General features: G+C 52.8%; 8 protein-coding genes and 1 pseudogene. All 9 read left to right on the top strand.

Annotated features, from left to right (window positions below):
• Positions 1-308: pseudogene (gene tuf, locus CWM61_RS27370) on the top strand (elongation factor Tu); the annotation flags it as partial.
• 338 nt (positions 309-646) lie between these two features.
• Positions 647-1,030 (top strand): preprotein translocase subunit SecE, encoded by a 384-nt coding sequence (gene secE / locus CWM61_RS27360; RefSeq protein WP_002883772.1) that lies wholly within the window; start codon positions 647-649, stop codon positions 1,028-1,030.
• A gap of 1 nt (position 1,031) precedes the next feature.
• Complete coding sequence (gene nusG, locus CWM61_RS27355) at positions 1,032-1,577, top strand: transcription termination/antitermination protein NusG (RefSeq protein WP_007665882.1); 546 nt, start codon at positions 1,032-1,034, stop codon at positions 1,575-1,577.
• Between the two features lie 155 nt (positions 1,578-1,732).
• Entirely contained in the window at positions 1,733-2,161 is a 429-nt protein-coding gene (gene rplK, locus CWM61_RS27350) for a 50S ribosomal protein L11 (protein ID WP_008808007.1), read from the top strand.
• A gap of 3 nt (positions 2,162-2,164) precedes the next feature.
• Positions 2,165-2,869, top strand: a complete 705-nt coding sequence (gene rplA, locus CWM61_RS27345; protein WP_061156161.1) for a 50S ribosomal protein L1 — start codon at positions 2,165-2,167, stop codon at positions 2,867-2,869.
• A gap of 413 nt (positions 2,870-3,282) precedes the next feature.
• Entirely contained in the window at positions 3,283-3,780 is a 498-nt protein-coding gene (gene rplJ, locus CWM61_RS27335) for a 50S ribosomal protein L10 (RefSeq protein ID WP_001207203.1), read from the top strand.
• Positions 3,781-3,846: 66 nt separating this feature from the next.
• On the top strand, positions 3,847-4,212 hold the full coding sequence (gene rplL / locus CWM61_RS27330; protein ID WP_002884142.1) for a 50S ribosomal protein L7/L12: 366 nt from the start codon (positions 3,847-3,849) through the stop codon (positions 4,210-4,212).
• Between the two features lie 324 nt (positions 4,213-4,536).
• A complete protein-coding gene (gene rpoB / locus CWM61_RS27325; protein ID WP_061156160.1) occupies positions 4,537-8,565 on the top strand; it encodes a DNA-directed RNA polymerase subunit beta in 4,029 nt (1,342 codons plus the stop codon).
• A 76-nt stretch (positions 8,566-8,641) separates the two neighbouring features.
• On the top strand, positions 8,642-12,865 hold the full coding sequence (rpoC, locus tag CWM61_RS27320; protein ID WP_061156159.1) for a DNA-directed RNA polymerase subunit beta': 4,224 nt from the start codon (positions 8,642-8,644) through the stop codon (positions 12,863-12,865).
• The last annotated feature ends 302 nt before the right edge of the window (positions 12,866-13,167 follow it).

The following is a 13,167-nucleotide window of genomic DNA, read 5'->3' as shown; positions in this document are numbered from 1 at the left end:
TGGCTAAGCCGGGCAGCATCAAGCCGCACACCAAGTTCGAATCTGAAGTGTACATTCTGTCCAAAGACGAAGGCGGCCGTCATACTCCGTTCTTCAAAGGCTACCGTCCGCAGTTCTATTTCCGTACTACTGACGTGACTGGTACCATCGAACTGCCGGAAGGCGTAGAGATGGTAATGCCGGGCGACAACATCAAAATGGTTGTTACCCTGATCCACCCGATCGCGATGGACGATGGTCTGCGTTTCGCAATCCGTGAAGGCGGTCGTACCGTTGGCGCGGGCGTGGTTGCTAAAGTTCTCAGCTAATCGCTGATAACATTTGACGCAATGCGCAATAAAAGGGCATCATTTGATGCCCTTTTTGCACGCTTTCATACCAGAACCTGGCTCATCAGTGATTTTTTTTGTCATAATCATTGCTGAGACAGGCTCTGAAGAGGGCGTTTATACACCAAACCATTCGAGCGGTAGCGCGACGGCAAGTCAGCGTTCTTCTTTGCAATAGCAGGGCAGGGGCGACAGAACTGCCAGCGTTGAAGCAGTTTGAACGCGTTCTGTGTATAATCCGAAACTTAATTTCGGTTTGGATCGCCTCGCCCCCGCGGGGTGAAATTGTTTGTAGAATACTTCTGACAGGTTGGTTTATGAGTGCGAATACCGAAGCTCAAGGGAGCGGGCGCGGCCTGGAAGCGATGAAGTGGATTATCGTTGCCGTGCTGCTGATCGTGGCGATCGTGGGCAACTTCCTTTATCGCGACATTATGCTGGCGGTGCGTGCGCTGGCCGTGGTTATTCTTATTGCTGCTGCCGGTGGCGTCGCGCTGTTGACGACGAAAGGTAAGGCGACCGTTGCTTTTGCTCGCGAAGCGCGAACCGAAGTGCGTAAAGTGATTTGGCCGACTCGCCAGGAAACGCTGCATACTACGCTGATTGTTGCTGCCGTGACTGCAGTAATGTCACTGATCCTGTGGGGACTGGATGGTATTCTGGTTCGCCTGGTCTCCTTTATCACTGGCCTGAGGTTCTGAGATGTCTGAAGCTCCTAAAAAGCGCTGGTACGTCGTTCAGGCGTTTTCCGGTTTTGAAGGTCGCGTAGCTACTTCGCTGCGTGAACATATCAAATTACACAACATGGAAGAGTTGTTTGGCGAAGTCATGGTTCCAACCGAAGAAGTGGTTGAAATCCGTGGCGGCCAGCGTCGCAAAAGCGAACGTAAATTCTTCCCAGGCTACGTTCTGGTTCAGATGGTCATGAATGACGCGAGCTGGCACCTGGTGCGCAGCGTACCGCGTGTGATGGGCTTCATCGGCGGTACTTCCGACCGTCCGGCGCCGATCAGCGACAAAGAAGTTGACGCCATCATGAACCGTCTGCAGCAGGTTGGCGATAAGCCGCGTCCGAAAACGCTGTTTGAGCCGGGCGAAATGGTTCGTGTCAACGATGGTCCGTTCGCTGACTTTAACGGCGTCGTTGAAGAAGTGGACTACGAAAAGTCCCGCCTGAAAGTTTCCGTTTCTATCTTCGGTCGTGCGACTCCGGTAGAACTGGACTTCGGTCAGGTTGAGAAGGCGTAAGCCGGCGATCAAAAAAGCAGCGATTTAATCGTTGCATAGGGCGCGAAATTGGCATACAATTTCGCGCCTTTTGTTTTTATGGGCCTGGCCCGTAAAACGATGTTTATCACGGGGAGCTTCTCTGAAGCGCTATAACCCAATTTGAGGATTTAAGAATGGCTAAGAAAGTACAAGCCTACGTCAAGCTGCAGGTTGCAGCTGGTATGGCAAACCCGAGTCCGCCGGTTGGTCCAGCACTGGGTCAGCAGGGCGTTAACATCATGGAATTCTGCAAAGCGTTCAACGCAAAAACTGAATCCATGGAAAAAGGTCTGCCAATCCCGGTTGTTATCACCGTTTACGCTGACCGTTCTTTCACTTTCGTTACCAAAACCCCGCCGGCAGCAGTTCTGCTGAAAAAAGCGGCTGGTATCAAGTCCGGCTCTGGTAAGCCGAACAAAGATAAAGTTGGTAAAATTTCCCGCGCTCAGCTGCAGGAAATCGCGCAGACCAAAGCTGCCGACATGACTGGTGCCGACATTGAAGCGATGACTCGCTCCATCGAAGGTACTGCACGTTCCATGGGCCTGGTAGTGGAGGACTAAGAAATGGCTAAACTGACCAAGCGCATGTCCGTGATTCGTGACAAAGTTGATGCAACTAAACAGTACGACATCAACGAAGCCATTGCTCTGCTGAAAGAACTGGCTACTGCTAAGTTCGTTGAAAGCGTTGACGTTGCTGTAAACCTGGGCATCGATGCTCGTAAATCTGACCAGAACGTACGTGGTGCAACTGTACTGCCGCACGGTACTGGCCGTTCTGTTCGCGTTGCCGTATTTGCCCAGGGCGCAAACGCTGAAGCTGCAAAAGCTGCAGGCGCTGAGCTGGTAGGTATGGAAGATCTGGCTGACCAGATCAAGAAAGGCGAAATGAACTTTGACGTTGTTATTGCTTCTCCGGATGCAATGCGCGTTGTTGGCCAGCTGGGCCAGGTTCTGGGTCCGCGCGGCCTGATGCCAAACCCGAAAGTGGGTACCGTAACCCCTAACGTTGCTGAAGCGGTTAAGAACGCGAAAGCAGGTCAGGTTCGTTATCGTAACGACAAAAACGGCATCATCCACACCACCATCGGTAAAGTGGACTTTGACGCTGACAAACTGAAAGAAAACCTGGAATCTCTGCTGGTTGCGCTGAAAAAAGCAAAACCGACTCAGGCTAAAGGCGTGTACATCAAGAAAGTTAGCATCTCCACCACCATGGGTGCAGGTGTTGCAGTAGATCAGGCTGGCCTGAACGCTTCTGCAAACTAATGCCTTTACGTGGGCGGTGATTTTGTCTACAATCTTACCCCCACGATTCTGTCAATAAGACAGACGCTATGCGAGTCATTTGAATTGCAGCAAGGCAGCAATCGAGTGAATCACCGGGAGTGTAGTTAACTACATGACCGGTGTGAACGAGAGCAGCTAACGCCGCTGCGGTTCGAAGGACGAAGTCATAGGAAGAATTTGTTCGTTGGAGCCTGGCCTATCCAGGCCTCCGTCGAAGACCGCAGGAGTCTCGTAAGAGACTTAATCCCCTGCGTAGACGGTGACAGAACGCTAAGATTATTTTTGGATATTCTGGCTTGTTTCTGCTCACCGTATTAAGACGCTCTATTCGTTGAATAGAGTGAAGTGAGTTCCAGAGCATGAGCTCTGGCAAACATCCAGGAGCAAAGCTAATGGCTTTAAATCTTCAAGACAAACAAGCGATTGTTGCTGAAGTCAGCGAAGTAGCCAAAGGTGCGCTGTCTGCAGTAGTTGCGGATTCCCGTGGCGTAACTGTGGATAAAATGACTGAACTGCGTAAAGCAGGTCGTGAAGCTGGCGTATACATGCGTGTTGTTCGTAACACCCTGCTGCGCCGCGTCGTTGAAGGTACTCAGTTCGAGTGCCTGAAAGACACGTTTGTTGGTCCGACCCTGATTGCATACTCTATGGAACACCCGGGCGCTGCTGCTCGTCTGTTCAAAGAGTTCGCGAAAGCGAATGCAAAATTTGAGGTCAAAGCCGCTGCCTTTGAAGGTGAGCTGATCCCGGCGTCGCAGATCGACCGCCTGGCAACTCTGCCGACCTACGAAGAAGCAATTGCACGCCTGATGGCAACCATGAAAGAAGCTTCGGCTGGCAAACTGGTTCGTACTCTGGCTGCTGTACGCGATGCGAAAGAAGCTGCTTAATTGCAGTTGTCTTTATAAAGCATTCGCTTACGTATAAACTTATTCTGATATTCAGGAACAATTTAAATGTCTATCACTAAAGATCAAATCATTGAAGCAGTATCCGCTATGTCCGTAATGGACGTTGTTGAGCTGATCTCTGCAATGGAAGAAAAATTCGGTGTTTCCGCTGCTGCTGCTGTAGCTGTAGCTGCTGGCCCGGTTGAAGCTGCTGAAGAAAAAACTGAATTCGACGTAATTCTGAAAGCTGCTGGCGCTAACAAAGTTGCTGTTATCAAAGCAGTACGTGGCGCAACTGGCCTGGGTCTGAAAGAAGCTAAAGACCTGGTAGAATCTGCTCCGGCTGCACTGAAAGAAGGCATCAGCAAAGACGACGCTGAAGCTCTGAAAAAATCTCTGGAAGAAGCTGGCGCTGAAGTTGAAGTTAAATAAGCCAACCCTTCCGGTTGCAGCCTGAGAAATCAGGCTGAGGCTGGTGACTTTTTAGTCACCAGCCTTTTTGCGCTGTAAGGCGCCAGTAGCATTTCACACTGTTTGACTGCTGGTTTGCCTGACAATGCTTGTTTCTATCGACGACTTAATATACTGCGACAGGTTAGGGTTCCTGGGCTGTGTAAATCGCAACGAAATGGTTTAAGCGTGATAGCAACAGGTATTGCGGAAAGTGTTCCATTTTCCGGTCAACAAAATAGTGTTGCATAAAAAACTGCCTTACTTAGGCAGACGGGTCGACTTGTCAGCGAGCTGAGGAACCCTATGGTTTACTCCTATACCGAGAAAAAACGTATTCGTAAGGATTTTGGTAAACGTCCACAAGTTCTGGACATACCTTATCTCCTTTCTATCCAGCTTGATTCGTTCCAGAAGTTTATCGAGCAAGATCCTGAAGGGCAGTATGGTCTGGAAGCAGCCTTCCGTTCCGTATTCCCGATTCAGAGCTACAGCGGTAATTCAGAGCTGCAATACGTCAGCTACCGTCTGGGCGAACCTGTTTTTGATGTTAAAGAATGTCAGATCCGTGGCGTGACTTATTCTGCACCGCTGCGCGTAAAACTGCGTCTGGTGATCTACGAGCGCGAAGCGCCGGAAGGCACCGTTAAAGACATTAAAGAACAAGAAGTCTACATGGGCGAAATTCCGCTCATGACCGACAACGGTACCTTCGTTATCAACGGTACCGAGCGTGTTATCGTTTCTCAGCTGCACCGTAGCCCGGGCGTCTTCTTTGACAGTGACAAAGGTAAGACCCACTCATCCGGTAAGGTCCTGTATAACGCACGTATTATCCCTTACCGCGGTTCCTGGCTGGACTTCGAATTCGACCCGAAAGACAACCTGTTTGTTCGTATCGACCGTCGTCGTAAACTGCCGGCAACTATCATTCTGCGCGCGCTGAATTACACCACTGAGCAGATCCTTGACCTGTTCTTCGAGAAAGTGGTCTTTGAAATTCGCGACAACAAGCTGCAGATGGAGCTGATACCGGAGCGTCTGCGCGGTGAAACCGCCTCCTTCGATATCGAAGCCAACGGTAAAGTGTACGTTGAGAAAGGCCGCCGTATTACTGCGCGCCACATTCGCCAGCTGGAAAAAGACGATATCAAACATATCGAAGTTCCGGTTGAGTACATTGCGGGCAAAGTCGCTTCTAAAGACTACATCGACGAAGCGACTGGCGAGCTGATCTGCCCGGCGAACATGGAACTGAGCCTGGATCTGCTGGCTAAGCTGAGCCAGTCAGGCCACAAGCGTATCGAAACGCTGTTCACCAACGATCTGGACCACGGCCCGTACATTTCTGAAACGGTACGCGTCGACCCGACCAACGATCGTCTGAGCGCGCTGGTAGAAATCTACCGCATGATGCGCCCGGGTGAGCCGCCGACTCGTGAAGCGGCTGAAAGCCTGTTCGAGAACCTGTTCTTCTCCGAAGACCGCTACGATCTGTCCGCGGTTGGTCGTATGAAGTTCAACCGTTCTCTGCTGCGTGACGAAATCGAAGGTTCCGGTATCCTGAGCAAAGACGACATCATCGAAGTGATGAAGAAGCTCATCGATATCCGTAACGGTAAAGGCGAAGTCGATGATATCGACCACCTCGGCAACCGTCGTATCCGTTCCGTTGGCGAAATGGCGGAAAACCAGTTCCGCGTTGGCCTGGTGCGTGTAGAGCGTGCGGTTAAAGAGCGTCTGTCTCTGGGCGATCTCGATACCCTGATGCCTCAGGATATGATCAACGCCAAACCGATTTCCGCAGCAGTGAAAGAGTTCTTTGGTTCCAGCCAGCTGTCACAGTTTATGGACCAGAACAACCCGCTGTCTGAGATTACGCACAAACGTCGTATCTCCGCACTCGGCCCAGGCGGTCTGACCCGTGAACGCGCAGGCTTCGAAGTTCGAGACGTACACCCGACTCACTACGGTCGCGTATGTCCAATCGAAACGCCTGAAGGTCCGAACATCGGTCTGATCAACTCCCTGTCCGTGTACGCACAGACTAACGAATATGGCTTCCTTGAGACGCCGTATCGTAAAGTGACTGACGGTGTGGTTACCGACGAAATTCATTACCTGTCTGCCATCGAAGAAGGTAACTACGTCATCGCTCAGGCGAACTCCAACCTAGATGACGAAGGCCACTTTGTTGAAGATCTGGTTACCTGCCGTAGCAAAGGCGAATCCAGCTTGTTCAGCCGCGACCAGGTTGACTACATGGACGTATCCACCCAGCAGGTGGTATCCGTCGGTGCGTCCCTGATCCCGTTCCTGGAACACGATGACGCCAACCGTGCATTGATGGGTGCGAACATGCAACGTCAGGCGGTTCCGACTCTGCGCGCTGATAAGCCGCTGGTTGGTACCGGTATGGAACGTGCTGTTGCCGTTGACTCCGGTGTTACTGCGGTCGCTAAACGCGGCGGTACCGTTCAGTACGTGGATGCTTCCCGTATCGTTATCAAAGTTAACGAAGACGAGATGTACCCGGGCGAAGCAGGTATCGACATCTACAACCTGACCAAGTACACCCGTTCTAACCAGAACACCTGCATCAACCAGATGCCTTGCGTGTCCCTGGGCGAACCCATTGAGCGCGGCGACGTGCTGGCCGACGGCCCGTCCACCGACCTCGGTGAACTGGCGCTGGGTCAGAACATGCGCGTAGCGTTCATGCCGTGGAACGGCTACAACTTCGAAGACTCCATCCTCGTATCCGAGCGTGTTGTCCAGGAAGACCGTTTCACCACCATCCACATTCAGGAACTGGCGTGCGTGTCCCGTGACACCAAGCTGGGGCCGGAAGAGATTACCGCTGACATCCCGAACGTGGGTGAAGCTGCGCTCTCTAAACTGGATGAGTCCGGTATCGTTTATATCGGTGCGGAAGTGACCGGCGGCGACATTCTGGTTGGTAAGGTAACGCCGAAAGGTGAAACCCAGCTGACGCCGGAAGAGAAACTGCTGCGTGCAATCTTCGGTGAGAAAGCGTCTGACGTTAAAGACTCTTCTCTGCGCGTGCCGAACGGTGTCTCTGGTACCGTTATCGACGTTCAGGTCTTTACCCGTGACGGCGTAGAAAAAGACAAACGTGCGCTGGAAATCGAAGAGATGCAGCTGAAGCAGGCGAAGAAAGACCTGTCTGAAGAACTGCAGATCCTCGAAGCCGGTCTGTTCAGTCGTATCTACGCGGTGCTGGTATCCGGTGGCGTTGAAGCTGAGAAGCTCGACAAACTGCCGCGCGATCGCTGGCTGGAACTGGGCCTGACCGACGAAGAGAAACAAAATCAGCTGGAGCAACTGGCTGAGCAGTATGACGAGCTGAAACACGAGTTCGAGAAAAAACTCGAAGCGAAACGCCGTAAAATCACTCAAGGCGACGATCTGGCACCGGGCGTGCTGAAGATTGTTAAGGTATACCTGGCCGTTAAACGCCGTATCCAGCCTGGTGATAAGATGGCAGGTCGTCACGGTAACAAGGGTGTTATCTCTAAGATCAACCCGATCGAAGATATGCCGCACGATGCTAACGGTACGCCGGTAGATATCGTACTGAACCCGCTGGGCGTACCGTCTCGTATGAACATCGGTCAGATCCTGGAAACTCACCTGGGTATGGCTGCGAAAGGCATCGGCGACAAGATCAACGCCATGTTGAAACAGCAGCAAGAAGTCGCGAAACTGCGCGAATTCATCCAGCGTGCTTACGATCTGGGCGCTGACGTTCGCCAGAAAGTTGACCTGAATACCTTCAGCGATGAAGAAGTTCTGCGTCTGGCTGAAAACCTGCGTAAAGGCATGCCGATCGCAACGCCGGTATTCGACGGTGCGAAAGAAGCTGAAATCAAAGAGCTGCTGCAGCTGGGCGACCTGCCGACTTCCGGTCAGATCACCCTGTTTGACGGCCGCACCGGTGAACAGTTCGAACGTCCGGTAACCGTGGGTTACATGTACATGCTGAAACTGAACCACCTGGTCGACGACAAAATGCACGCTCGTTCCACCGGTTCCTACAGCCTGGTTACTCAGCAGCCGCTGGGTGGTAAGGCGCAGTTCGGTGGTCAGCGCTTCGGTGAGATGGAAGTGTGGGCGCTGGAAGCTTATGGCGCGGCCTACACCCTGCAGGAAATGCTCACCGTTAAGTCTGATGACGTGAATGGTCGTACCAAGATGTATAAAAACATCGTGGACGGCAACCACCAGATGGAACCGGGCATGCCGGAATCCTTCAACGTACTGTTGAAAGAGATCCGCTCGCTGGGCATCAACATCGAACTGGAAGACGAGTAACTCTCGCTCAAACAGGTCACTGGTGCCGGGGTAAAACCCGGCGCCAGATTGTGCTAACTCCGACGGGAGCAAATCCGTGAAAGACTTATTAAAGTTTCTGAAAGCGCAAACTAAAACCGAAGAGTTTGATGCGATCAAAATTGCTCTGGCATCGCCAGACATGATCCGTTCATGGTCTTTCGGTGAAGTTAAAAAGCCGGAAACCATTAACTACCGTACGTTCAAGCCTGAGCGTGACGGTCTGTTCTGTGCTCGTATTTTCGGGCCAGTAAAAGACTATGAGTGCCTGTGCGGTAAGTACAAGCGCCTGAAACACCGCGGTGTGATCTGTGAGAAGTGCGGCGTTGAAGTGACCCAGACTAAAGTGCGTCGTGAGCGCATGGGCCACATCGAGCTGGCATGTCCGACGGCGCACATCTGGTTCCTGAAATCGCTGCCGTCCCGTATCGGCCTGCTGCTGGATATGCCGCTGCGCGATATCGAACGTGTACTGTACTTCGAATCCTACGTGGTTATCGAAGGTGGCATGACTAACCTCGAACGCAACCAGATCCTGACTGAAGAGCAGTACCTGGATGCGCTGGAAGAGTTCGGTGACGAATTCGACGCGAAAATGGGTGCGGAAGCGATCCAGGCGCTGCTGCGCAATATGGATCTGGAGCAGGAATGCGAACAGCTGCGTGAAGAGCTGAACGAAACCAACTCCGAAACCAAGCGTAAAAAGCTGACCAAGCGCATTAAGCTGCTGGAAGCGTTCGTTCAGTCTGGCAACAAGCCGGAGTGGATGATCCTGACCGTTCTGCCGGTTCTGCCGCCAGATCTGCGTCCGCTGGTTCCGCTCGATGGCGGCCGTTTTGCGACTTCTGACCTGAACGATCTGTATCGTCGCGTCATTAACCGTAACAACCGTCTGAAACGTCTGCTGGATCTGGCTGCGCCGGACATCATCGTACGCAACGAAAAACGTATGCTGCAGGAAGCGGTTGACGCCCTGCTGGATAACGGTCGTCGCGGTCGTGCGATCACCGGTTCTAACAAACGTCCTCTGAAATCTTTGGCCGATATGATCAAAGGTAAACAGGGTCGTTTCCGTCAGAACCTGCTCGGTAAGCGTGTTGACTACTCCGGTCGTTCTGTTATCACCGTAGGTCCATACCTGCGTCTGCATCAGTGCGGTCTGCCGAAGAAAATGGCGCTGGAGCTGTTCAAACCGTTCATCTACGGCAAGCTGGAACTGCGTGGCCTGGCCACCACCATCAAAGCCGCTAAGAAAATGGTTGAGCGCGAAGAAGCCGTCGTTTGGGATATCCTGGACGAAGTTATCCGCGAACACCCGGTACTGCTGAACCGTGCACCAACCCTGCACCGTTTAGGTATCCAGGCATTCGAACCGGTTCTGATCGAAGGTAAAGCCATTCAGCTGCACCCGCTGGTTTGTGCGGCATATAACGCCGACTTCGATGGTGACCAGATGGCTGTTCACGTACCGCTGACGCTGGAAGCCCAGCTGGAAGCGCGTGCGCTGATGATGTCTACCAACAACATCCTGTCCCCGGCGAACGGCGAACCAATCATCGTTCCGTCTCAGGACGTTGTACTGGGTCTGTACTACATGACCCGCGACTGTGTTAACGCCAAAGGCGAAGGCATGGTGCTGACTGGCCCGAAAGAAGCGGAGCGTATTTATCGCGCCGGTCTGGCCTCTCTGCATGCGCGCGTTAAAGTGCGTATCACCGAATACGAAAAAGACGACAATGGTGAATTCGTCGCGAAGACCAGCTTGAAAGACACGACCGTTGGCCGTGCCATTCTGTGGATGATCGTACCGAAAGGTCTGCCGTTCTCTATCGTGAACCAGGCGCTCGGTAAGAAAGCAATCTCCAAGATGCTGAACACCTGTTACCGTATTCTGGGCCTGAAACCGACCGTTATTTTTGCGGACCAGACGATGTACACCGGCTTTGCTTATGCAGCGCGTTCAGGTGCATCCGTTGGTATCGATGACATGGTCATCCCGGAGAAAAAATACGAAATCATCAGCGAAGCGGAAGCGGAAGTTGCTGAGATTCAGGAACAGTTCCAGTCTGGTCTGGTCACCGCGGGCGAACGCTACAACAAAGTTATCGATATCTGGGCTGCGGCGAACGATCGTGTATCCAAAGCGATGATGGATAACCTGCAAACTGAAACCGTGATTAACCGTGACGGTCAGGAAGAGCAGCAGGTTTCCTTCAACAGCATCTACATGATGGCCGACTCCGGTGCGCGTGGTTCTGCAGCACAGATTCGTCAGCTGGCTGGTATGCGTGGTCTGATGGCGAAGCCGGATGGCTCCATCATCGAAACGCCGATCACCGCGAACTTCCGTGAAGGTCTGAACGTACTCCAGTACTTCATCTCCACCCACGGTGCGCGTAAAGGTCTGGCGGATACCGCACTGAAGACAGCGAACTCCGGTTACCTGACTCGTCGTCTGGTTGACGTTGCCCAGGACCTGGTCGTCACTGAAGACGACTGCGGTACCCTGGAAGGCATCACCATGACGCCGGTTATCGAAGGTGGCGACGTTAAAGAGCCGCTGCGCGATCGCGTACTGGGTCGTGTGACTGCTGAAGACGTTCTGAAGCCGGGCACCGCGGACATTCTGGTTCCACGCAACACGCTGCTGCATGAGCACTGGTGTGACCTGCTGGAAGAGAACTCCGTTGACTCTGTCAAAGTTCGTTCCGTTGTATCCTGTGACACCGACTTTGGTGTATGTGCGCACTGCTACGGTCGTGACCTGGCGCGTGGCCACATCATCAACAAAGGTGAGGCTATCGGCGTTATCGCGGCACAGTCCATCGGTGAGCCGGGTACACAGCTGACGATGCGTACGTTCCACATCGGTGGTGCGGCATCTCGTGCGGCTGCTGAATCCAGCATCCAGGTGAAAAACAAAGGTAGCATCCGTCTGAGCAACGCGAAGTCGGTTGTGAACTCCAGCGGTAAACTGGTTATCACCTCTCGTAACACCGAGCTGAAACTGATCGACGAATTCGGCCGTACGAAAGAAAGCTATAAAGTGCCTTACGGCTCCGTTATGGCGAAAGGCGATGGCGAACAGGTTGCCGGCGGTGAAACCGTTGCAAACTGGGATCCGCATACCATGCCGGTTATCACCGAAGTGAGTGGTTTCGTCCGCTTCACTGACATGATCGACGGCCAGACCATTACTCGTCAGACCGACGAGCTGACCGGTCTGTCTTCGCTGGTGGTTCTGGATTCTGCAGAACGTACCGCAGGTGGTAAAGATCTGCGTCCGGCGCTGAAAATTGTTGATGCTCAGGGCAACGACGTTCTGATCCCAGGCACCGATATGCCTGCTCAGTACTTCCTGCCGGGTAAAGCGATTGTTCAGCTGGAAGATGGCGTACAGATCAGCTCTGGTGACACCCTGGCGCGTGTTCCGCAGGAATCCGGCGGTACCAAGGACATCACCGGTGGTCTGCCGCGCGTTGCGGATCTGTTCGAAGCACGTCGTCCGAAAGAGCCGGCAATCCTGGCTGAAATCAGCGGCATCATTTCCTTCGGTAAAGAAACCAAAGGGAAACGTCGTCTGGTTATCACCCCGGTAGACGGTAGCGAACCGTACGAAGAGATGATTCCGAAATGGCGTCAGCTGAACGTGTTCGAAGGTGAACGTGTAGAACGTGGTGACGTGGTTTCCGACGGTCCGGAAGCACCGCACGACATTCTGCGTCTTCGTGGCGTGCACGCGGTAACGCGTTACATCACCAACGAAGTTCAGGACGTTTACCGTCTGCAAGGCGTTAAGATTAACGATAAGCACATTGAGGTTATCGTTCGTCAGATGCTGCGTAAAGCGACCATCGAAAGTGCTGGTAGCTCCGACTTCCTCGAAGGCGAGCAGGTTGAATACTCCCGCGTTAAGATCGCTAACCGCGAGCTTGAAGCGAATGGCAAAGTTGCGGCAACCTATTCCCGCGACCTGCTGGGTATCACCAAAGCGTCTCTGGCAACCGAGTCCTTCATCTCCGCGGCATCGTTCCAGGAGACCACTCGCGTGCTGACCGAAGCAGCTGTTGCGGGCAAACGCGACGAACTGCGCGGTCTGAAAGAGAACGTCATCGTGGGTCGTCTGATCCCGGCGGGTACCGGTTATGCGTACCACCAGGATCGTATGCGCCGTCGCGCAGCGGGCGAACAGCCAGCTGCACCGCAGGTGAGCGTAGAAGAAGCGTCTGCCAACCTGGCAGAACTGCTGAACGCAGGCCTTGGCGGTTCTGACAACGATTAATCGTTGATGCACTGCTAAAAAGCCGGTCAGGTTTCCTGACCGGCTTTTTTATTGTTTGTCCGCCGCCTCGCCCTCGTCTTTAATTACATTTACGACATATTAACGCCGCATATTTTTAGCAATTAATTCATATAAAATATCCATTCCCCGTTCACTGGAAAAACCTTTATTTATATATGGGTAAAAGTTCTACTCATATCAAAAAATAATCAATCCAAAGGCGATATATTCAAAATACCTAATGAATCATGGGATTACTTCTGCTGCTTTATCTTCGGAGCTACTGCTCTGGAGAGGGATCG

It is taken from the genome of Klebsiella sp. K-Nf6, assembly GCF_002806655.1.
Lineage (GTDB): Bacteria > Pseudomonadota > Gammaproteobacteria > Enterobacterales > Enterobacteriaceae > Klebsiella > Klebsiella variicola.
The sequence above is the reverse complement of the archived record's forward strand: the minus strand, read 5'-3'. Positions and strand labels throughout refer to the sequence as shown.